13 protein-coding genes are annotated in these 21,802 nt (G+C 73.6%); 11 read left to right on the top strand and 2 right to left on the bottom strand.

From position 1 onward, the window contains the following. The first annotated feature begins 91 nt into the window (after positions 1-91). The 5 genes from OIM89_RS06520 (at position 92) to ftsY (ending at position 8,737) form a co-directional block, all read left to right on the top strand. On the top strand, positions 92-373 hold the full coding sequence (locus OIM89_RS06520) for an acylphosphatase (protein WP_003951106.1): 282 nt from the start codon (positions 92-94) through the stop codon (positions 371-373). Positions 374-762: 389 nt separating this feature from the next. Then, entirely contained in the window at positions 763-972 is a 210-nt protein-coding gene (locus OIM89_RS06515; protein ID WP_003951107.1) for a hypothetical protein, read from the top strand. 512 nt (positions 973-1,484) lie between these two features. Continuing rightward, positions 1,485-5,417 (top strand): AAA family ATPase, encoded by a 3,933-nt coding sequence (locus OIM89_RS06510; protein ID WP_264491062.1) that lies wholly within the window; start codon positions 1,485-1,487, stop codon positions 5,415-5,417. 154 nt (positions 5,418-5,571) lie between these two features. Beyond that, positions 5,572-6,990, top strand: coding sequence for a sugar porter family MFS transporter (locus tag OIM89_RS06505; protein WP_030699280.1), 1,419 nt, complete (start codon positions 5,572-5,574; stop codon positions 6,988-6,990). A gap of 532 nt (positions 6,991-7,522) precedes the next feature. Next, positions 7,523-8,737, top strand: a complete 1,215-nt coding sequence (gene ftsY, locus OIM89_RS06500; RefSeq protein WP_030699956.1) for a signal recognition particle-docking protein FtsY — start codon at positions 7,523-7,525, stop codon at positions 8,735-8,737. A gap of 130 nt (positions 8,738-8,867) precedes the next feature. Here ftsY and OIM89_RS06495 read toward each other — a convergent pair whose 3' ends face one another. Continuing rightward, positions 8,868-9,533: a bifunctional DNA primase/polymerase gene (locus tag OIM89_RS06495; protein ID WP_030699955.1), complete on the bottom strand. Its 666-nt coding sequence runs from the start codon at positions 9,531-9,533 to the stop codon at positions 8,868-8,870. 438 nt (positions 9,534-9,971) lie between these two features. On the opposite strand from OIM89_RS06495, the gene OIM89_RS06490 reads away from it, so the two are divergent. The 6 genes from OIM89_RS06490 to ftsH all read left to right on the top strand — a co-directional run bounded on the left by OIM89_RS06490 (position 9,972) and on the right by ftsH (position 20,316). Further along, positions 9,972-11,456, top strand: coding sequence for a hypothetical protein (locus tag OIM89_RS06490; protein WP_264491061.1), 1,485 nt, complete (start codon positions 9,972-9,974; stop codon positions 11,454-11,456). Between the two features lie 190 nt (positions 11,457-11,646). Further along, positions 11,647-12,924 (top strand): ammonium transporter, encoded by a 1,278-nt coding sequence (locus tag OIM89_RS06485; RefSeq protein ID WP_030699953.1) that lies wholly within the window; start codon positions 11,647-11,649, stop codon positions 12,922-12,924. After that, positions 12,921-13,259: a P-II family nitrogen regulator gene (locus OIM89_RS06480; protein ID WP_003951116.1), complete on the top strand. Its 339-nt coding sequence runs from the start codon at positions 12,921-12,923 to the stop codon at positions 13,257-13,259. The genes OIM89_RS06485 and OIM89_RS06480 overlap by 4 nt, the downstream gene beginning before the upstream one ends. Positions 13,260-13,285: 26 nt before the next feature. Further along, entirely contained in the window at positions 13,286-15,838 is a 2,553-nt protein-coding gene (locus OIM89_RS06475) for a [protein-PII] uridylyltransferase (protein WP_226964465.1), read from the top strand. 492 nt (positions 15,839-16,330) lie between these two features. Beyond that, the gene (ffh, locus tag OIM89_RS06470; RefSeq protein WP_008417133.1) at positions 16,331-17,881 is read left to right on the top strand and encodes a signal recognition particle protein; all 1,551 of its coding nucleotides are present in this window, start codon (positions 16,331-16,333) and stop codon (positions 17,879-17,881) included. Between the two features lie 494 nt (positions 17,882-18,375). Beyond that, the gene (ftsH, locus tag OIM89_RS06465; RefSeq protein WP_226964466.1) at positions 18,376-20,316 is read left to right on the top strand and encodes an ATP-dependent zinc metalloprotease FtsH; all 1,941 of its coding nucleotides are present in this window, start codon (positions 18,376-18,378) and stop codon (positions 20,314-20,316) included. 240 nt (positions 20,317-20,556) lie between these two features. Here the strand turns inward: ftsH and OIM89_RS06460 are convergent, their stop codons facing one another. Next, complete coding sequence (locus OIM89_RS06460) at positions 20,557-21,408, bottom strand: SAM-dependent methyltransferase (protein ID WP_226964467.1); 852 nt, start codon at positions 21,406-21,408, stop codon at positions 20,557-20,559. Positions 21,409-21,802: the final 394 nt, after the last annotated feature.

Below are 21,802 nucleotides of genomic sequence, written 5' to 3'. Positions count from 1 at the left end.
CGATCGGGTGAGGATCGTTGCGTCGGGACTGTAGCCCAAGACGGGTGAGGGCGAGATGCTCCTGAGCCAATTGGCCGGTTAGCGTGCAGCCATGAACGAAGAGGCGCGGCTGGTGGTCTGGGTCCGGGGACAGGTGCAAGGAGTGGGTTTCCGCTGGTTCACCCGGGCCAGGGCGCTGGAGATCGGCGGGCTGAGTGGCTTTGCTCTCAATCTCGACGACGGGCGCGTCCAGGTCGTCGCCGAGGGGCCCCGGGCCGGCTGCCAGTCTCTCCTCGACTGGCTCGCGCGGGGCGACACACCCGGCCGCGTCGACGGAGTCACTGAGATCTGGGACACGCCACGCGGCGGTTACGACACCTTCGCGATCCGCTGACGGAGGTACCCGCGCCGTCTCCCGAGGGTGGTCCGACGTGGGTGGTCCGGGCGGCGTGTCGGGCCTTCGGGGCGGCCATGACCTGGTGGTTGCCAAGACCGCGCCGCCGTGCAAGGCTGCCCCGACCAGGTTGATCACCAAGCCCGCCGGGCTCCGCAGAATCGGCCGCGCCGCCGTACGGCCGCGCCAGGGCCGCCGGAGCTCCGTCGATACGGGCTGTGATCGTGTTGACCGTCAAACTTTTTGGTGAGACTCTGGAATCCCCGCGCACCACAGCTGTTTGGCATGTGAGAGCCAACAAAAATCCAGCATTGCCAGGCACCGCGGGTGCGATTCCCTCACGACCCACACCGATTCGTTCGGTAACTCAGTGTGGAGGACCATCCATCATGGCAAAGGCGCTTCTCGGTTACGTCGGCGGTTCCGACCCGCGGCTCCTCGCCGAGATGCGACGGCTCCAGCAGCGCGTCCAGGACCTCGAATCCGAGATCGTTCGGATTCAGGCCGAGAACGACGCGCTCGCGGCTGCCGCTTCTCACCACAGCGACGCGCTCCTCGACAGCCTCGACGTATCCAAGGCGGAGCCTGCGCTCACCTGACTGACGCCCGCCCCGTGGAGATCCACGGGGATGGCCGAGTCCGCAGCCAGGTAGCAGCCGGACGTATCCAGGTACGCAGTCGCCCATCCGTCGACGAGCACGATCTTCCGTTCCGGAATCCTGTCAGGAATTCCAGGAGACCGATCCCGTCGTGAGGCCCGGTCCTTGTCGATCACCGCCACGCGATCAGCCTCCGCAACCTGTGCGCTTCCGCGCGGGTCCGGTTTCGGTTCAGTCCGGGAAAGATCGAATTCAGGAAACCGCACCGGTCGTCACTTCCGCCGCCCCGGACCGCCGCAAGGCGCACGGGGCGCCGGTGGATGCTGAACCGCAGTGCAAGGGACGCTTCGGCGTCCCTTTTTCCTTGCCCCCCTACAAGATCGCCGTGTGCCGGCGCCGTCATTACCGTGTGATCTGCCCTGCGCCTCACACCGTGAAACCGCCGGACCGCAACCGGGAGACTCCCCTCCGCACCCGCCCGGCGCCACCGGCGGGCGGTAAAGTCCGACGGCGTGCACCTCAAGGCCATGACCCTGCGCGGATTCAAATCCTTCGCCTCCGCCACGACCCTGCGTTTCGAACCCGGGATCACCTGCGTCGTCGGCCCCAACGGCTCCGGTAAATCCAATGTCGTCGACGCGCTCTCCTGGGTCATGGGCGAACAGGGCGCCAAATCCCTGCGCGGCGGCAAGATGGAAGACGTCATCTTCGCCGGAACGACCGGGCGGCCCCCGCTGGGACGGGCCGAGGTCTCCCTCACCATCGACAACTCCGACGGCGCGCTGCCCATCGAATACGCCGAGGTCACCATCACGCGGATCATGTTCCGCAACGGCGGCAGCGAATACCAGATCAACGGCGACACCTGCCGGCTCCTCGACATCCAGGAACTCCTCTCGGATTCCGGAATCGGCCGGGAGATGCACGTCATCGTCGGCCAGGGCCAGCTCGACTCCGTGCTCCACGCCGACCCCATGGGACGGCGCGCCTTCATCGAGGAGGCGGCGGGGGTCCTCAAACACCGCAAGCGCAAGGAGAAGGCGCTGCGGAAACTCGACGCGATGCAGGCCAACCTCGCCCGCGTCCAGGACCTCACCGAGGAACTGCGCCGCCAGCTCAAACCCCTCGGCCGCCAGGCCGCCGTCGCCCGGCGCGCCGCCGTCATCCAGGCCGACCTGCGCGACGCCCGGTTCCGCCTCCTCGCCGACGACATCGTCACCCTCACCCGCGCGCTCAGCGCCGAGATCGCCGACGAGGCCGAACTGAAGCGGCGCCGTGACACCGCCGAGGCCGAGCTCAAGGCCGCCCAGCGCCGCGAGGCCGCCCTCGAAGGCGAGGTACGCCGCCTCGCGCCGCGCCTCCAGCGCGCCCAGGAGACCTGGTACGCCCTCTCCCAGCTCGCCGAACGCGTCCGCGGCACCATCGGCCTCGCCGACGCCCGGGTCCGCAGCGCGAGCGCCGAACCCGTCGAGGAGCGACGCGGCCGCGACCCCGAGGAACTGGAACGCGAGGCCGCCCGCATCCGGGAGCAGGAGGCCGAACTCGCCGCCTCCCTCGAAGCGGCCCAGTACGCGCTGGAGGACACCGTCGAGCACCGCGCCGAACTCGAGCGCGCGCTGCACGCCGAGGAACGCCGTCTCAAGGACGTCGCCCGCGTCCTCGCCGACCGGCGCGAGGGCCTCGCCCGCCTGCACGGCCAGGTCAACGCCGCCCGCAGCCGCGCCGCCTCCGCCCAGGAGGAGATCGACCGCCTCGCCGCCGCCCGCGACGAGGCGGCCGGCCGCGCCGTCGCCGCCCAGGAGGAGTACGAGCAGCTCCGCGCCGAGGTCGACGGCCTCGACGCCGCCGACACCGATCTCGGCGCCCGGCACGAAGCCGCCCGCGCCGCGCTCGCCGACGCCGAGGCCGCCCTCGCCGCCGCCCGCGACGAGGCCACCTCCGCCGAACGCCACCGCGCCGCGCTCGCCGCCCGCCACGAGGTCCTCGCGCAGGGACTGCGGCGCAAGGACGGCACCGGGGAACTGCTCGCCGCCCGTGACCTGCTCGACGGGGTGGCGGGGCCCGTCGCCGCCCTCCTGGACGTGGCCCCCGGCTACGAGGTGCCGGTGGCCGCCGCGCTGGGGTCGGCCGCCGACGCACTCGCCGCCGCCGGTCCGCATGCCGCCGCCGCGGCGCTGCGGCTGCTGCGGGAGCGCGACGCGGGGCGCGCGGCGCTGGTGCTGGGGCGGACGGGGCGGGGCGGGACCGGGCCCGACGGGTCGCCGGGGGAGGGCGCTTCGGTGCCCGCGCCGGCGCGGGCGGGGGACGACGGCGGGGCAGCCGAGCTGGGGCGCGAGGGTGCCGCGGGGCCGGGCGGCGAGGCGGGGCACGGGGCGTACGCACCGGCGCCGCGCGATGGGGCGGGGCGTGATGGAGCGGGGCGTGACGGGGGATTCCGGGACGGGGCGTCCCGCGACGGAGACGAGCCGGACGTGGCGTGGGGCGAGGCGGGGACCGCCCCGTACGGCGCGGCGTCAGGCGGCCCCGGTGCGGCGCCCGAACGCGTCGCGCTGGGCGCCGTACGCCGCGCCGACGCCGCCCCGGGGCCCGGTGCCGAACTCGCCCCGGGCACGGGGGAAAGTCCCAGCTCAGCCGCCCCGTACCCGCCCCGCCTGGTGGACCTCGTCCGGGCCCCCGCCGACCTGGCCCCCGCGCTGCGGGCGCTGCTCGACGGCATGGTGGTCGTCGACGGGCTGGCCGAGGCGGAGACCGTCGTCGGGGCGGGGGACGGGGCGCTCGTCGCGGTCACCCGGGACGGCGACGTCCTCGGGCCGCACTACGCCCACGGAGGCTCCGCCGGAGCGCCCAGCCTCCTGGAGGTCCAGGCGCAGGTGGACGAGGCCGCCGCCGGACTCGCCCGGCTCGACGCGCGGTGCGCGGAACTCGCCGCCGCCCAGCAGGACGCCACCCGGCTCCGCGCCGAACAGGCCGCCCTCACCGAGGAGCTGGCCGAACGACGCCGCCGCGCCGACCGGGAGAAGTCCGCCGTCGCCCAGCAGCTCGGGCGCCTCGCCGGGCAGGCCCGTGCCGCGGCGGGCGAGGCCGAACGGTCCACGGCCGCCGCCGCCCGGGCACAGGAGGCCCTCGAGAAGGCTGTCGCCGACGCCGAGGAACTGGCCGAGCGGCTCGCCGTGGCCGAGGAGGCGCCCGCCGAGGAGGAGCCCGACACCGCCGTACGCGACCGGCTCTCCGCCGACGGGGCCAACGCCCGCCAGACCGAGATGGAGGCCCGGCTCCAGCTGCGTACCCACGAGGAGCGGGTCAAGGCGCTCGCGGGGCGCGCCGACGGACTCGACCGCGCCGCGCGCGCCGAGCGCGAGACCCGGGCGCGCGCCGAGCGGCGCCGCGCCCGGCTGCGCCACGAGGCGCGCGTCGCGGCGGCCGTCGCGGCGGGAGCGCGCCAGCTGCTGGCCCACATCGAGATCTCCGTGGAGCGGGCCGCCGCCGAGCGCGCCGAGGCCGAGCGTGCCAAAGCGGCGCGGGAGACCGAGCTGGACGCCGAACGGAGCCGGGGCCGCGACCTCAAGGCCGAACTCGACAAGCTCACCGACTCCGTCCACCGGGGCGAGGTCCTCGGCGCCGAGAAGCGCCTGCGCATCGAGCAGCTGGAGACCCGCGCCCTGGAGGAACTGGGCGTGGAGCCGGCCGCGCTGATCGCCGAGTACGGGCCCGAGCAGCCCGTACCGCCGTCGCCGCCCGCCGAGGGCGAGGAGCTGCCCGAGGACCCGGAGCACCCGCGCAACCGGCCCAGGCCCTTCCACCGGGCGGAGCAGGAGAAACGGCTGCGGGCCGCCGAGCGGGCGTACCAGCAGCTCGGGAAGGTGAACCCGCTGGCGCTGGAGGAGTTCGCGGCGCTGGAGGAGCGGCACCAGTTCCTCTCCGAGCAGCTCGACGACCTCCGTCGTACCCGCGCCGACCTCCTCCAGGTGGTCAAGGAGGTGGACGAGCGGGTCGAGCAGGTCTTCACCGAGGCGTACCACGACACCGCGCGCGAGTTCGAGGGCGTCTTCTCGCGGCTCTTCCCGGGCGGCGAGGGACGGCTGATCCTGACCGACCCCGACCACATGCTGACCACCGGTGTCGATGTCGAGGCCCGCCCGCCCGGCAAGAAGGTCAAGCGGCTCTCACTGCTCTCCGGCGGCGAACGCTCCCTCACCGCCGTCGCCCTGCTCGTCTCCATCTTCAAGGCGCGCCCGAGCCCGTTCTACGTGATGGACGAGGTGGAGGCCGCGCTCGACGACACCAACCTCCAGCGGCTCATCCGCATCATGCAGGAGCTCCAGGAGTCCTCCCAGCTGATTGTCATCACCCATCAGAAACGCACCATGGAGGTGGCCGACGCGCTCTACGGGGTCTCCATGCAGGGCGACGGCGTCTCCAAGGTGATCAGCCAGCGGCTGCGCTGACGGCGCGGCGAAGCCGACGCGGACTCGAACGGGTGAGCCGACGGCTTCCGGGAAGGCGGTGCCGGGCCGGGTGTGCGCCACTGGAACAGACCGCCGTCCGCCCCAACGTCCGGTTCCCCTAGGCCCGGCAGGACGACGGGGCCGAGGAGGACTTGTGACCAACGACGCCACGCCGCCCCGCTCAGGAGCGAGGGAGGCGCACCCCGAACACCTCGGGCACGTCATCTTCATCGCGGCGTCCGCGGCGATGGGCGGCTTCCTGTTCGGCTACGACAGCTCCGTCATCAACGGCGCCGTCGAAGCCATCAGGCACCGCTACGACGTCGGCTCGGCGACGCTCGCCCAGGTCATCGCCATCGCTCTGATCGGCTGCGCCATCGGCGCCGCCACCGCGGGACGCATCGCCGACCGCATCGGCCGCATCAACTGCATGCGGATCGCCGCGGTCCTCTTCACCGCCAGCGCCATCGGCTCCGCCCTGCCCTTCGCCCTCTGGGACCTGGCGATGTGGCGCTGTATCGGCGGCTTCGCCATCGGCATGGCCTCCGTCATCGGCCCCGCCTACATCGCCGAGGTCGCCCCGCCCGCCTACCGCGGCCGGCTCGGCTCCTTCCAGCAGGCCGCCATCGTCATCGGCATCGCCGTCTCCCAGCTCGTCAACTACGGCATCCTCACCGCCGCCGACGGCGACCAGCGCGGCAAGCTCCTGGGCCTGGAGGCCTGGCAGCTGATGCTGGGTGTCATGGTCATCCCCGCCATCCTCTACGGGATGCTCTCCTTCGTGATCCCCGAGTCACCGCGCTACCTCATCTCGGTGGGCCGCAAGGACAAGGCCCGCAAGGTGCTGGCCGAGGTCGAGGGCACCGAGGTCGACCTGGACGCCCGGGTCGCGGAGATCGACGAGAAGATGCGGCGCGAGCACAAGCCGTCGTTCAAGGACCTGCTGGGCGGACGGTTCTGGTTCCTGCCGATCGTCTGGGTCGGCATCGGCCTGTCGATGTTCCAGCAGCTCGTCGGCATCAACGTGGCGTTCTACTACTCCACCACCCTCTGGCAGTCCGTCGGCATCGACCCGGAGGGCTCGTTCTTCTACTCCTTCACGACCTCGATCATCAACATCATCGGTACCGTCATCGCGATGATCTTCGTCGACCGGATCGGCCGCCGGCCGCTGGCCCTCATCGGCTCCTGCGGCATGGCCGTCGCCCTGGCCGTCGAGGCGTGGGCGTTCTCCGCGCCGCTGGTCGACGGCAAGCTGCCCAGCACCGAAGGCACCACCGCGCTGATCGCCGCCCATGTCTTCGTGCTCTTCTTCGCGCTGTCCTGGGGCGTCGTCGTCTGGGTCTTCCTGGGCGAGATGTTCCCGAACCGCATCCGCGCCGCAGCCCTCGGCGTGGCCGCCTCCGCCCAGTGGATCGCCAACTGGGCCATCACCGCCAGCTTCCCGAGCCTCGCCGACTGGAACCTCTCGGGTACGTACGTGATCTACGCCTGCTTCGCGGTGCTGTCCATCCCGTTCGTCCTGAAGTTCGTCAAGGAGACGAAGGGCAAGGCACTGGAGGAGATGGGCTGAGATTTCCGCGCCGGGCCGGCACGGCTGGGCCAGGGGCCGGTTCGGAGGCTCGGGGCGGGGGAGTGGACGGGGCGTCGTCGCTTTCGGGCGGGGGTGTCAACAGGGGGTGGGGGTGGGTCACCCGGTAGGGAGAGCGCGGGGCGGAGCGGGGCGCGCTCCGTGCGGCGCGGCGGCGGGACGGGGCGCGGGGCGCGTTTGCGCAGGTCGCGCGCGGCGTACGGGGCGGGCGCGGTGCGGGGGCTACGGTGCGGCGTACGGGGCGCCCGGCGTACGAGGCAGTCGCGGCGTCCTCGGCGCCGCCGCCGACCGGGATGTGCGGCGTACAGAGCCATGTGCCCCACCCAGCGCAGCCCCGCCCAGCACATCCCCCCATCCCGCAGGCCGCCCCGCCCGCCCCGTACGTCGCGCGCGACCTGCACAAACGCGCCCACCGCAGCACCCCGCCCCGCTCCGCCCCGGCCCCGCCCCACCGCACCCCCACCTCTCGCCGCTCCCTCCCCCCGCCACCCCCATGGCTGATACTGGACGGGTTATGGAAATCGTCATCCTTGCTGTAGTCATCGCCGTGGTTCTGGTCGGTGCGGTCAGCGGGCTCGTGATCGGCGGCCGCAGGAAGAAGCAGCTGCCGCCGGCCGAGCGCCCGAGCGCCACCCCGACCATCACCACCCCCCCGGCCGAGCCGCGTGTCGGCGACGAGGCCGAGACGCCGCGCGACGAGTCGCGCCGCACCATCGAGGAGGTGGATCTTCCGACCGCCGGGGCCCCCGCGGCCCCGCCGGCCGAAGCCGAGCCCGCACCAGCCGCCCCCGAGGTGGAGGTGCCCGAGCCGACCGAGGGGCGCCTGGTCCGGCTGCGGGCCCGCCTGGCCCGTTCGCAGAACGCGCTGGGCAAGGGGCTGCTCACCCTGCTCTCCCGTGAGCACCTCGACGAGGACACCTGGGAGGAGATCGAGGACACCCTCCTCACCGCCGACGTCGGCGTCGCCCCCACCCAGGAACTGGTCGAGCGGCTCCGTGAGCGCGTCCGGGTCCTCGGCACCCGCACCCCGCAGGAGCTGCGCACCCTGCTCCGCGAGGAACTGCTGAAGCTCATCGCCACCGACGCCCCGCGCGCCGTGAAGACGGACAACGGCCTGGAGACGCCTGCCGTCGTCATGGTCGTCGGCGTCAACGGCACCGGGAAGACCACCACCACCGGCAAGCTGGCCCGGGTCCTGGTCGCCGACGGCAAGTCGGTCGTGCTCGGCGCCGCGGACACCTTCCGCGCGGCCGCCGCCGACCAGCTCCAGACCTGGGGCGAGCGGGTCGGGGCGCGCACCGTGCGCGGCCCCGAGGGCGGCGACCCCGCCTCCATCGCCTTCGACGCGGTCAAGGAGGGCATCGCCGAGCACGCCGACGTCGTCCTCATCGACACCGCCGGCCGGCTGCACACCAAGGCCGGGCTCATGGACGAGCTCGGCAAGGTCAAGCGCGTCGTCGAGAAGCAGGCCCCGCTCGACGAGGTGCTCCTGGTCCTCGACGCCACCACCGGCCAGAACGGCCTGGTCCAGGCGCGGGTCTTCGCCGAGGTCGTGAACATCACCGGCATCGTGCTGACCAAGCTCGACGGCACCGCCAAGGGCGGCATCGTCGTGGCGGTCCAGCGCGAGCTGGGCGTCCCGGTCAAGCTGATCGGTCTCGGCGAGGGGCCCGACGACCTCGCCCCGTTCGACCCGGAGGCGTTCGTCGACGCCCTGATCGGCGACTGACCGCCCCGCACCGCCCGCCCGGCCGCCCCGCGACCACGGCGACGGCACCGGCCGGCGCGCCCCGCGCGGCAAGAAGCCCCGTACCGGCATCACGCCCGGTACGGGGCTCCTCGGCGTACGGGCTCGCCCGCTACGCGTAGGCCGGGGTCCGGGTTCGGTGGGTCACGTAGGCCAGCGTCCCCAGCAGCAGCCGGGCCTCGGGGGGCCGGCCCGCCGAGGCGGCGCCGGGGGAGCGGAGCCAGCGGACGGGGCCGAGGCCGGCCCGGTCGGAGGGCGGCGCGGTGATGTACGTACCGGGGCCCAGGGGGCGCAGGTCGAGGTCGGCGTCGTCCCAGCCCATCCGGTACAGCAGGCCCGGCAGGGCGCGGGCGGAGCCGGAGGCGACGAAGAACTGGGCTCGGCCCTCGGGGGTGACGGCGACGGGGCCCAGCGGCAGTCCCATGCGCTCCAGGCGGACCAGGGCGCGCCGGCCCGCGCGTTCCGCGACGTCGAGGATGTCGAAGGCGACGCCGACGGGGAGCATCATCGCCGCCCCGCCGTACGGGGCCCAGAGCCGGGCCGCGTGGTCCGCCGCGGTGCCCGCCGCGACGCGCCGTCCCCGGTCGAGGGGGTGGGCGCCGGGCGCGGCGCAGCGTTGCGTACCGCAGGAGCAGCCGTCCGCCGTGGCGCGGGCGCCGGGCACCACGTCCCAGCCCCAGCGGCCGCTCAGTTCAGCCAGCGCCAGGCGGTCCGCGGTGCGTCCGCGTCGCCGGATGCCGGACCGGATGTCCCGGATACCGCCGATCGTGAAACCCATGCCCCCTCCAACGGGTCCGCGCAGTGCCGGTTACGTGGCGGAGTCGCACGGTTACGGGGAGCACCCCCGATCGGGGGGTGGTGTGCGGGGTGACGTTCCGCGATGCTGGGGGTGGTGCGCGGCGCGTCGCGCGCCCCCTGGTGCGTCTCCACTCCTGTTTCAGCCGCTCGAGTCCAGTCAAGCGCGCGTGACGGGGCGGCAGTTCGGAAAGGGGGGTGGCGAATGGTGGCGTTTCCCCGAGTCGGGCCCCCGCGGAGGTGAGCGGGGCATTACTTTCGGTACACAAGCTCACGCGATCGTGTACGCGTGGGCGTGCCGCAGCCGCTTCGACCGCACGTTCGAAGGGTGACGCCGTTCCAGGAGGCGTCGCCGCGCGCGGCACTCAGCTGGTGCCCGGCGCTCCACCCGCCGGGCGTGCGAGGAGACGGGGGCGTTCCGGTGAACGGCGACGACGACATCAACGCGACGCACGCGGAGAAGCGTCCGAACGAGCTGCTCAGCTCCTGGTTCCTGCGCAGCGGCTGGTCCAAGGGCGAGCTGGCCCGCCAGGTCAACCGGCGCGCCCGCCAGCTCGGCGCCGCCCACGTCTCCACCGACACCTCCCGGGTGCGCCGCTGGCTCGACGGCGAGCAGCCGCGCGAGCCCATCCCGCGCATCCTCTCCGACCTCTTCTCCGAGCGGTTCGGCTGCGTCGTCGCGGTCGAGGGCCTGGGGCTGCGCCCCCAGCACCAGACCCCCTCCGCCGCCGGCGTCGACCTGCCGTGGACCGGGCCGCAGACGATCGCGCACCTCAGCGAGTTCTCCCGCAGCGACCTGATGCTCGCCCGCCGGGGCTTCCTCGGCACCTCCCTCACGATCGCCGCCGGCGCCTCCCTCATCGAGCCGATGCAGCGCTGGCTGGTCCCCACCCCGCAGACCTCGCTCACCACCGACGGCCCCCAGCGCGTCGCCGAACGCCGCCGCGGCCCCCGCCTCTCCTCCCCCGAGCTGGAGCTGCTGGAGTCCACCATCGACATGTTCCGCCGCTGGGACGCCCAGTGCGGCGGCGGGCTGCGGCGCAAGGCGGTTGTCGGCCAGCTCCACGAGGTCACCGAACTGCTCCAGGAACCCCACCCCGCCGAGACCACCCGCCGGCTCTACCGCGTCGCCGCCGAGCTCGCCGAACTGGCCGGCTGGATGAGCTACGACGTGGGGCTCCAGCCCACCGCCCAGAAGTACTTCGTGCTGGCCCTGCACGCCGCCAAGGAAGCCGACGACAAGCCGCTCGGCTCGTACGTCCTGTCGCACATGAGCCGGCAGATGATCCACCTCGGGCGGCCCGACGACGCGCTGGAACTCGTCCACCTCGCCCAGTACGGCAGCCGGGACTGCGCCGGTCCCCGGACCCAGGCCATGCTGTATGCGATGGAGGCCCGCGCCCACGCCGCGCTCGGCAACCCCGGCAAGTGCAAGCGGGCCGCCCGGATGGCCGAGGCGACCTTCGCGGAGCTCGAGGACGCCACCGGCCCCGAGCCCAGCTGGATCAAGTTCTTCACCGAGGCCGAGCTCAGCAGCGAGAACGCCCACTCCTACCGGGACCTCGCCTACGCCGCCGGCGGCAGCACCCTCTACGCCAACCTCTCCGCGCAGGGTATGCGCCAGGCCGTCGACCTCTTCCGCGAGGACAGCCTCTACCAGCGTTCGTACGCACTCAACCTCATCGGCATGGCCTCCGTGCACCTGCTCCGCGACGAGCTGGCCGACTCCGCCGTCTGCGCCGAGGAGGCCGCGCACCTCGCGGCGAAGGTCCGCTCCGAGCGGGTCAACACCCGGCTCCGCAAGACCGTGGACCGGGCCCTGCGCCAGTACCCGGGGCGCAGCGAGACCGACGCCCTCGCCGAGCTGCTCGCCAGCCACCTGCCCGAGGCCGCCCAGGCCGTCTGACCCGCCCCGCCCCGGCCCCCGGCCGTGGCGGGACGTTCATGCACGCGTAACACGGCGGACGGCTTCGTCACTGCCGTGAAACAACGAGGCGCATCGGCCGAAACCGCACTGCGTCAGTCTCCTCAGCACAGTCGGCCCGACGTTCCAGGCATCCGCAAGGGCCGTTCCGATCTGCAAGGAGACACTGGCCTTGAACGGTGCAGATACCGCATTCGTACTGATCAGTGCCGCGCTCGTCATGTTGATGACGCCCGGCCTGGCCTTCTTCTACGGCGGCATGGTGCGGGTCAAGAGCGCCCTCAACATGCTCATGATGTCGCTGATCTCGATGGGCATCGTCGCCATCCTGTGGGTGCTCTACGGGTACTCGCTGACCTTCGGCGACGACATCGGCGGCGGCCTCCTCGGCAACTTCGACCACATCGGCCTCAAGGGCATCGACCCCACCACCCTCACCGGTGGTGACGAGGGCATCCCGGTCATCGCCTTCGCCCTCTTCCAGCTGATGTTCGCCACCCTCACGCCCGCCCTGATGAGCGGCGCCCTGGCGGACCGCGTGAAGTTCAGCGCCTGGGCCCTGTTCATCGCCCTGTGGGTCACCGTGGTGTACTTCCCGGTCGCCCACTGGGTCTGGCAGGAGGACGGCTGGCTCTACCAGCTCGACGTGATCGACTTCGCGGGCGGTACGGCGGTCCACATCAACGCCGGTGTCGGCGCGCTGGCCGCCGTCCTCGTCGTCGGCAAGCGCATCGGCTTCAAGAAGGACCCGATGCGGCCGCACAACCTGCCGCTGGTCGTCCTCGGCGCCGCCCTGCTGTGGTTCGGCTGGTTCGGCTTCAACGCCGGCTCCGCCCTCGCCGCCGACGGCACCGCCGCCACCATGGCCTTCAACACGCAGGTCGCCACCGGCGCCGCGATGCTCGGCTGGCTGGTCTACGAGCGCATCCGGCACGGCGCGTTCACCACGCTCGGTGCCGCCTCCGGCGCCATCGCCGGCCTCGTCGCCATCACCCCCTCCGGCGCCCACGTCAACGCCTTCGGCGCCATCCTCATCGGCCTGATCGCCGGCGCCCTCTGCTCCTGGGCCGTCAGCCTGAAGTACAAGCTCGGCTACGACGACTCGCTGGACGTCGTCGGCGTCCACCTGGTCGGTGGCGTCATCGGCACCCTGCTCGTCGGCGTCCTCGCCGTCGACGGCGTCGGCGGCCTCGGCCAGCTCGGCAAGCAGGCCATCGGCGCCTTCGCCACCATGGCCTTCTCCTTCGTCGTCTCCTGGCTGCTCGCCAAGTTCGTCGACGTGACGATCGGCTTCCGGGCCCCGGAGGAGGACGAGGTCGGCGGCGTCGACCAGGCCTACCACGCGGAGAGCGCCTACGACTTCACCGCCGTCGGGGCCTCCCTGACCAGCGGTAACCTCCCCAAGGCCGACGCTGCCCCGGCCGCCCCGAACTCGAAGGTGGACGCATGAAGCTCATCACCGCGGTCGTCAAGCCGCACCGGCTCGACGAGATCAAGGACGCCCTCCAGGCCTTCGGCGTCCACGGACTGACGGTCACCGAGGCCAGCGGCTACGGCCGGCAGCGCGGCCACACCGAGGTCTACCGCGGCGCCGAGTACACCGTCGACCTGGTCCCCAAGATCCGCATCGAGGTCCTGGTCGAGGACGACGACGCCGAACAGCTCATCGAGGTCGTCGTCAAGGCCGCCCGCACCGGAAAGATCGGTGACGGCAAGGTCTGGAGCCTGCCCGTGGACACCGCGGTCCGGGTCCGCACCGGCGAGCGCGGACCCGACGCGCTCTGACCACACACGAGGAACGGAGTCGCCGGGTGACGAGCACCGACGTGAGTACGGCAGCGGAAGACTCGGGACCCGGCGGTTACGCGGCGGCCCGGCTGAGCCTCCTCCAGCAGGAGGCCCGGTCCGGGCCGCCGCGCCGCAAGGCCCTCTCCGCCCTGACCGACGACTGGCTGAACGGCCTGTTCACCGCCGCGGCGGTGAACCTGCGCGGCGTCGCCCTGGTCGCCGTCGGCGGCTACGGCCGCGGGGAACTCTCCCCCCGCAGCGACCTCGACCTCCTGCTGCTGCACGACGGCAGCGCCCCGGCCGCCGACATCGCCCGGCTCGCCGACCGCATCTGGTACCCGGTCTGGGACCTCGGCCTGGACCTGGACCACTCCGTCCGCACCCTGGGCGAGGCGCGCAGGACGGCCGCCGACGACCTCAAGGCCCAGCTCGGCCTCCTCGACGCCCGCCACCTCGCCGGCGACCTCGGCACCACCGCCGCCCTGCGCACCACGGTCCTCGCCGACTGGCGCAACCAGGCCCCCAAGCGCCTCCCGCACCTGCGCGAACTCTGTGAGGAACGCGCCGAACGCGCGGGCGAACTCCAGTACCTCCTGGAACCCGACCTCAAGGAGGCCCGCGGCGGCCTCCGCGACGCCACCGCGCTACGCGCCGTCGCCGCCTCCTGGCTCGCCGACGCGCCCCGCGAGGGCCTCGACGACGCCCGCCGCCGCCTCCTCGACGTCCGCGACGCCCTCCACCTCACCACCGGGCGCTCCACCGACCGCCTCGCCCTCCAGGAACAGGACCAGGTCGCCGCCGCCCTCGGCCTCCTCGACGCCGACACCCTCCTGCGCCAGGTCTACGAGTCGGCCCGCACCCTCTCCTACGCGGCCGACGTCACCTGGCGCGAGGTGGGCCGCGTCCTGCGCTCCCGCTCGGTACGGCCCCGGCTGCGCGCCATGCTCCCGGGTAAGCCCCCCGTCGACCGCAGCCCGCTCGCCGAGGGCGTCGTCGAGCAGGACGGCGAGGTCGGCCTCGCCCGCGCCGCCCGCCCCGAACGCGACCCCGTCCTGCCGCTGCGCGCCGCCGCCGCGGCCGCCCAGGCCGGGCTGCCGCTCTCCCTGCACACGGTGCGCCGCCTCGCCGCCACCACCCGGCCGCTGCCCACCCCGTGGCCCGCCGAGGCCCGCGACCAGCTCGTCACGCTGCTCGGCGCCGGGCGCTCCACCGTGCCCGTCTGGGAGGCGCTGGAGGCCGAAGGGCTCATCACCCGGCTCCTGCCCGACTGGGAACGCGTCCGCTGCCGGCCGCAGCGCAACGCCGTCCACACCTGGACCGTCGACCGGCACCTGGTCGAGACCGCCGTCCGCGCCGCCTCCCTGACCCGCCGCGTCAGCCGCCCCGACCTTCTTCTGGTCGCCGCCCTGCTGCACGACATCGGCAAGGGGTGGCCCGGCGACCACTCGGTGGCCGGGGAGATCATCACGCGCGACGTCGCGGGGCGGCTCGGCTTCGACCGGCACGACACCGCTGTCCTCGCCACCCTCGTGCGGCACCACCTGCTGCTGGTGGAGACTGCCACCCGGCGCGACCTCGACGACCCCGCCACGGTGCGCTCCGTCGCCGACGCCGTCGGCAGTCAGGCCACCCTGGAACTCCTGCACGCCCTCACCGAGGCCGACGCCCTCGCCACCGGCCCCGCCGCCTGGTCCGCCTGGCGCGACTCGCTCGTCACCGACCTCGTCGGCCGCGTCGGCGCGGTCCTCGCGGGGGAGGAGCCGGAGGAATCGGCTGCCCCGGCGCCCACCGCCGAGCAGGAACGGCTCGCCGTCGAGGCCTACCGCACCCGCGGCCCGGTCCTCGCGCTCCACGCCCGCGCGGAGACGCTGAACCGCGACGGGGCGGGGGACGAGGCGGCCGACGCCGCGGACGGGGCGGACACCGGGCAGGAACCGCTCGGCGTCGAACTCGTCCTCGCCCTCCCCGCACGCCCCGCGCAGGGCGCCCGGGAGAGCTACGCGATGGGCGTGCTGCCCGCCGTCGCCGGGGTGCTCGCCCTGCACCGCCTGACGGTGCGCGCGGCGGAGCTGAGCGGCGTCAGCCTGCCGCGCGGCCTCGACGGCGACCCCCGGCCGGCCCCCGCCGCGGCCGCCGACGACCCTGCCGGCGTCCTGCTGCTCAACTGGCGCGTCGCCGCCGAGTACGGCTCCCTCCCGCAGGCGGCCCGGCTCCGCGCCGACCTGGTCCGCGCCCTCGACGGCTCGCTCGACATCCGCGCCCGCCTCGCCGAACGCGACGCCGCCTACCCGCGCCGCCGCGGCATCACCGCCCCGCCGCCCCGGGTCCGCGTCGCTCCCGCCGCCTCCCACCACGCCACCGTCATCGAGGTACGCGCCCAGGACGCCCCGGGCCTCCTCCACCGCATCGGCCAGGCCCTGGAGGGCGACGGGCTCCGGGTACGGAGCGCGCACGTCAGCACCCTCGGGGCCAACGCGGTGGACGCGTTCTATGTCACCGATGCGGGAGGGAGGCCGCTGGGGGAGGAGGAGGCGGCGCGGGTGGCGAAGGGGGTGGAGGAGGCCATGCGGGGGTGAGGTGAGGGAGGCAGGGTCGGGTGGTTCGGGTCTGCGCGGAGGCTTCGGGGCGTGCGCCGTGCGGTGGGGTAAGGCGTGCCGCGCGACGTGAGGGCTTACGGTGCGGTGCGCGAGCCCCGGCTCGGGGGCGGGCTCGAGGGTGAGGGGGCTGAGTGACGGGGCGGGTGCCGGGGCTACGCCGCGCGCCCCGTGCGGGGCGAGGTAAGGCATGCTGCGTGACGGTGAGGCTTACGGCATCGTTCCGTCCGTCGGTGCGTGCGTAGCTCGGGGCCGTCTCGCCCCGCCCCGTACCGCGCGGGTACGGGGCGGGGCGAGACGTCGCCGCTTACTTCGCCCCGCGCCTCGTGGCGTCTCCGCGCGGGGCGTCTCGCGCGGCGCACCGGGCCGTGTCCCGCCCCGTACCGCCTCAGGCGGGGGACGGCGCACTTGCCGGGGCGGATACCCTGTACAACGACCCACCCTGCCCCCGACTCCCGAGGACCGACGAGCGCCGTGTTCGACACCCTCTCCGATCGCCTTGCAGCGACATTCAAGAGCCTCCGCGGCAAGGGGCGCCTGTCCGAGGCGGACATCGACGCCACCGCACGCGAGATCCGCATCGCCCTCCTGGAAGCGGACGTCGCGCTGCCCGTGGTGCGCGCCTTCATCAAGCAGGTCAAGGAGCGGGCCCTCGGCGAAGAGGTCTCCAAGGCGCTGAACCCGGCGCAGCAGATCATCAAGATCGTCAACGAGGAGCTGGTCGGCATCCTCGGTGGCGAGACGCGCCGCCTGCGCTTCGCCAAGCAGCCGCCCACCGTGATCATGCTCGCGGGTCTCCAGGGTGCCGGTAAGACGACGCTCGCCGGAAAGCTCGGCAAGTGGCTCCAGGGCCAGGGGCACACCCCGCTCCTCGTCGCGGCCGACCTCCAGCGCCCCAACGCCGTCAACCAGCTCTCGGTCGTCGCCGAGCGCGCCGGCGTCGGCATCTTCGCCCCGGAGCCGGGCAACGGCGTGGGCGACCCGGTCCAGGTCGCCAAGGACTCCATCGCCCACGCGCGCACCAAGCAGTACGACGTGGTGGTGGTCGACACCGCGGGCCGCCTCGGTATCGACCAGGAGCTGATGCAGCAGGCCGCGGACATCCGCGACGCCGTCCAGCCCGACGAGGTCCTCTTCGTCGTCGACGCCATGATCGGCCAGGACGCGGTGAACACCGCCGAGGCCTTCCGTGACGGCGTCGGCTTCGACGGCGTGGTGCTCTCCAAGCTCGACGGCGACGCCCGTGGTGGTGCCGCGCTCTCCATCGCGCACGTCACCGGCAAGCAGATCATGTTCGCCTCCAACGGCGAGAAGCTCGAGGACTTCGACGCGTTCCACCCGGACCGCATGGCGTCCCGCATTCTCGACATGGGCGACATGCTCACCCTGATCGAGCAGGCCGAGAAGACCTTCAGCCAGCAAGAGGCCGAAGACATGGCCCGCAAGCTCCAGAAGGGACCCAAGGAGTTCACGCTCGACGACTTCCTGGCCCAGATGGAGCAGGTCAGGAAGATGGGCTCGATCTCGAAGCTGCTCGGCATGCTCCCGGGCATGGGGCAGATCAAGGACCAGATCAGCAACCTCGACGAGCGGGACGTCGACCGCACCGCCGCCATCATCAAGTCGATGACGCCGGGCGAGCGTGCCGAACCCACGATCATCAACGGCTCCCGCCGCGCCCGCATCGCCAAGGGCTCCGGTGTCGACGTCAGCGCCGTCAAGAGCCTGGTGGAGCGCTTCTTCGAGGCGCGGAAGATGATGTCCCGCATGGCCCAGGGCGGCGGCATGCCGGGCATGCCGGGCATGCCCGGCTCGGGCGGTGGCCCCGGCCGTCAGAAGAAGAAGCAGAAGCAGGCCAAGGGCAAGCGCAAGAGTGGCAACCCCATGAAGCGCAAGGCCGAGGAAGAGGCCGCGGCCGCCCGTCGCGAACAGGGGGCCCAGGAAGGCAGCCCGTTCGGCCTCCCCGGCGGCCAGCCCGGCAAGGACTTCGAGCTGCCGGACGAGTTCAAGAAGTTCATGGGCTGAGGCAGTGCCTGCCTCGATCTGACGGTCGGGGGCGGGGCGAGGAGGGGCGTACGTCTTCGGGCGTGCGCCCCTTTCGCGTGGGCGGGGTGGTGCGCGAGGGGTCTCGTCGGGCGGCGTCGGCGGGCGGGGGCGGCGTGCGGCTGGGGCCGGCGGGGCTCCGTCGACGGCGCCCCACGGCGCGGGCGACCTGCGGCGATGCGGGCGGTGGGTGGCCCCGTACGGGGCCTGCGCCGCAGGCGGCATAGCGCCCCGCCGTGGCGCCGCCGGAGCGACGCCCCGCACGGGGCGTGCGCGCTTCGACCGTGCGCCCCGTGCGACCGCGCGGCCCCGCTCCCCGCCCAGCCCCGCCGGCCCGGTCACCGCCCCCGCCCGCCCCGCGACGATGACCCACGGCCCGCCCGCCGAGGATCACCCGCCTGACGGGCCCCTCGCGCAATGGGGTGATAAGCGCACTATTGTCGGCCGCATCCGGCGTCGGCGTGAAGGAGATGCGAGTGACCAGCCCCGTCCCGCCGCGCGACCGCACCGACAAACCCTGGCGCTCGGAGGGGGCACCTGAGCCGGACCAGCCCAAGAAGCGCGGCCGCATGCCCGGCGGCTGGTGGCGGCTCCTCGTCACCGCCCTGCTGGTCTTCGTCATCGCCAACCTGGTGCTCTCCTTCTTCGACCAGAGCGACGACACGACAATCTCGTACACCGAGTTCAGCCGGCAGGTCGGCGACAACAACGTCGCCAAGATCTACGCCAAGGGCGACGCCATCCAGGGCGAGCTGAAGAAGGCCCAGCCCCGCCCCGACGACAACGGCTCGGACGACGGGGACGGCGACTACAAGACCTTCACCACGCAGCGTCCCGAGTTCGCCGACGACGGCCTCTGGGCGGAGCTGGAGCGGAACAAGGTCACGGTCACGGCGGAGCCGGTCGTCGCCGAACGCAGCCTCCTCTCCAACCTCCTGATCTCGCTGGCGCCGATACTGCTCCTCGTCGCGCTCTGGGTGTTCATCGCGCGCCGCATGAGCGCCGGCCTCGGCGGGGGAGGGGGCATGCTCGGCCGCAAGCCGCCGCCCAAGCCCGTGGAGCTGGAGGAGGGCCGGCGGACCACCTTCGCCGACGTCGCGGGGATCGACGAGGTCGAGGGCGAGCTCAACGACATCGTCGACTTCCTCAAACACCCCGAGGCCTACCGGGCCATGGGAGCCAAGATGCCCCGCGGCGTCCTGCTCACCGGCCCGCCCGGCACGGGCAAGACGCTGCTGGCCCGTGCTGTAGCGGGGGAGGCCGACGTGCCGTTCTTCTCGGCCTCGGCCTCCGAGTTCATCGAGATGATCGTCGGCGTAGGCGCAGGGCGGGTCCGTGAACTCTTCGCCGAGGCCCGCAAGGTGGCACCGTCGATCATTTTCATCGACGAGATCGACACCATCGGGCGCGCGCGAGGCGGCGGCTCCGGCATGGGCGGCCACGACGAACGCGAGCAGACCCTCAACCAGATCCTCACCGAGATGGACGGCTTCTCCGGCTCCGAGGGCGTCATCGTGATAGCCGCCACCAACCGCGCCGACATCCTGGACCCCGCCCTCACCCGCCCCGGACGGTTCGACCGCGTCGTCGCGGTCAGCCCGCCCGACCGCGGCGGCCGCGAGGCCATCTTGAAGATCCACACGCGCGACATCCCGCTCGCCCCCGACGTCGACCTGGCCCAGATCGCCCGCTCCACGCCGGGCATGACCGGCGCCGACCTCGCCAACCTCGCCAACGAGGCGGCCCTCCTGGCGGTGAAACGGCGTCAGAAACGCGTGGACCAGAGCGACCTCTCCAGCGCCCTGGAGAAAGTCCAGCTGGGCGCCGAACGCCCCCTCGTCATGCCCCAGGACGAACGGCGCCGCACCGCCTACCACGAGAGCGGCCACGCCCTCCTCGGCATGCTCCAGCCGGGCGCGGACCCCGTCCGCAAGATCACCATCGTGCCGCGCGGCCGAGCCCTCGGCGTCACCCTCTCCACGCCAGAAGCTGACAAGTACGCGTACACCGAGGAGTACCTGCGCGGCCGCATCATCGGCGCGCTCGGCGGCATGGCCGCGGAGCAGGTGGTCTTCGGCATGGTCACCACCGGCGCCGAGAACGACCTGGAACAGGTCACCGGCATGGTGCGTGGCATGGTCGGCCGCTGGGGCATGAGCTCCAAGGTCGGCCGCCTCTCCGCCCTCCCCCAGGACGCCCAGCAGGCGTACGGCCTCTCCGCCGCCCCGGCCACGCTCGACACCATCGACGAGGAGATGCGCCGCATCGTCGAGGAGTGCTACGAGAGCGCCTGCCGCCAGCTCAGCGACCACCGGGACCAGCTCGACGCCCTCGCCGCGGCCCTCCTGGAGAACGAGACCCTGGAGGAGGCCGACGCCTACCGCGCGGCGGGCATCCCCCGGCTGCACAAGGGCTAGCCACCCGGGGGAGCCGCGAAGCGCGCGGCGCGAGGGGCCCGTCACGCCGGGGGCCCGCCTCGCGGAACGGCGCCACGACGCGTGCGCCGCGCCCCGTCGAGGACGCGCGCCACGGGGCCGCTACGGGGCGCGCGACCTGCGCGTTCGTCATTCAGTACAGGGCACGCCGCGCGCCCCGCGGAACGGCTCCGCGCGGCGCGGCACGGCGCGGGCACCGCACCGCGCTCCCGCCCACACCGCTCACACCGACCGCGCCACCAGATAACGGAACACGTTCGGCAGCCAGACACTCCCGTCGGACCCCGTGTACGGATGCAGCGCCTCGCCGAGTTCCTTCGCCACCCGCGCCGTGTCCGTGGCCGCGAGGGCCGCGTCCAGCAGCCCCGTCGACAGCAGCCCGCGCACCGCGCTCTCCTGGTCCGGGTAGCCGAACGGGCAGCTCACCCGCCCCGAACCCTCCAGGCGCAGCCCCGCCGCGCTCGCGACGTCCTCCAGGTCGTCGCGGCCCGCAGAACGCCCGGCGCCCGGTCCCGCCACGGGCTCCGCCAGCCGCTGCGCCGCCCGCAGCACACCCGAGGCGGCGCACCGTTCGGGCGGCCCCCAGCCCGTGAGCACCACCTGCGTCCCGCGCCGCGCCCCGTCCAGCGCCCGGGCGAGCTGAGCCCCCAGCGCCGCCCCGTCGCCGGCCGTGCAGCCCAGCGGCCGGAACGACACCACGAGGGAGTGCCCCGCACCCGGCCCCGCCGCGCCCCACGCCTCGTCCCCCAGTACGGGGCCGCCCCCCGACGGGGCGCCCACCGTGCTCCGCAGCCGCCGCTCCGCGTACGCCAGCAGTTCCGGCCGCTCCGTCTCCGTCCCCGCCACCGAGGCGCCGCGCCCCGCGGCGAGCAGGAGTCCCAGTCCCGCGCCGCACCCCAGTTCCAGGACCCGCGCGCCCGGTCCCAGCCCGACCCGGGCGTAGACCGCCTCCTGGAGCGGGACGAGCATCCGTTCCTGGATCTCCCTCCAGTCCCGCGCCGGGGCTGCCGCCCGCAGGCGCGCCGGGTCGGTCTCGTGCCGCGATCCGTGCCGCCGCACCAGCATCGAAGTCATCGCATGAGCCCCCATCTGCCGAGAGGTTGTGGCCTGTCCGTGTTCCGCCCCCGGTGCCGTGCTCGTGCCCCCCGTATGCCAGGGAACGACGCCCGCGCCCCCGCGTCCAGTGGACGCCGCCCCCGTGCTTGCGTGCTCCCCTCGCGCGCCCCCCGCACCACCCGGCCGCCCCCGCGGCCGCCGCGCCCCCTCCGGCCTGCGACGCAGTGCGGAGGGCACCGTCCCGCACCGGTTCGCCAGGGCCGCGGAAGAGCTGTACATCCGTCCGTGGCTGTACGGCCGCGCGCCGGGGGCGGCCCGGCGTACGCGGCCCGTCCCGGCGCGCCGGGCCCGGTGCGGGACGGCGCGGGGCCGCCCGGTACCGTCGACCGCGAGCCGCACGACCCCCGCCCCG

The sequence above is a fragment of the Streptomyces sp. BI87 genome (assembly GCF_025957665.1).
Lineage (GTDB): Bacteria > Actinomycetota > Actinomycetes > Streptomycetales > Streptomycetaceae > Streptomyces > Streptomyces albidoflavus.
This window is presented reverse-complemented; position numbering and strand designations above follow the sequence as displayed.

Excerpts from the sequence above, each read along its gene's own strand:
- OIM89_RS06515 (WP_003951107.1), top strand. The coding sequence starts at position 763 with ATGGCAAAGGCGCTTCTCGGTTACGTCGGCGGTTCCGACCCGCGGCTC.
- ftsY (WP_030699956.1), top strand. The coding sequence starts at position 7,523 with ATGGAAATCGTCATCCTTGCTGTAGTCATCGCCGTGGTTCTGGTCGGT.
- OIM89_RS06520 (WP_003951106.1), top strand. The coding sequence starts at position 92 with ATGAACGAAGAGGCGCGGCTGGTGGTCTGGGTCCGGGGACAGGTGCAA.
- OIM89_RS06495 (WP_030699955.1), bottom strand. The coding sequence starts at position 9,533 with ATGGGTTTCACGATCGGCGGTATCCGGGACATCCGGTCCGGCATCCGG.
- OIM89_RS06460 (WP_226964467.1), bottom strand. The coding sequence starts at position 21,408 with ATGACTTCGATGCTGGTGCGGCGGCACGGATCGCGGCACGAGACCGAC.
- OIM89_RS06480 (WP_003951116.1), top strand. The coding sequence starts at position 12,921 with ATGAAGCTCATCACCGCGGTCGTCAAGCCGCACCGGCTCGACGAGATC.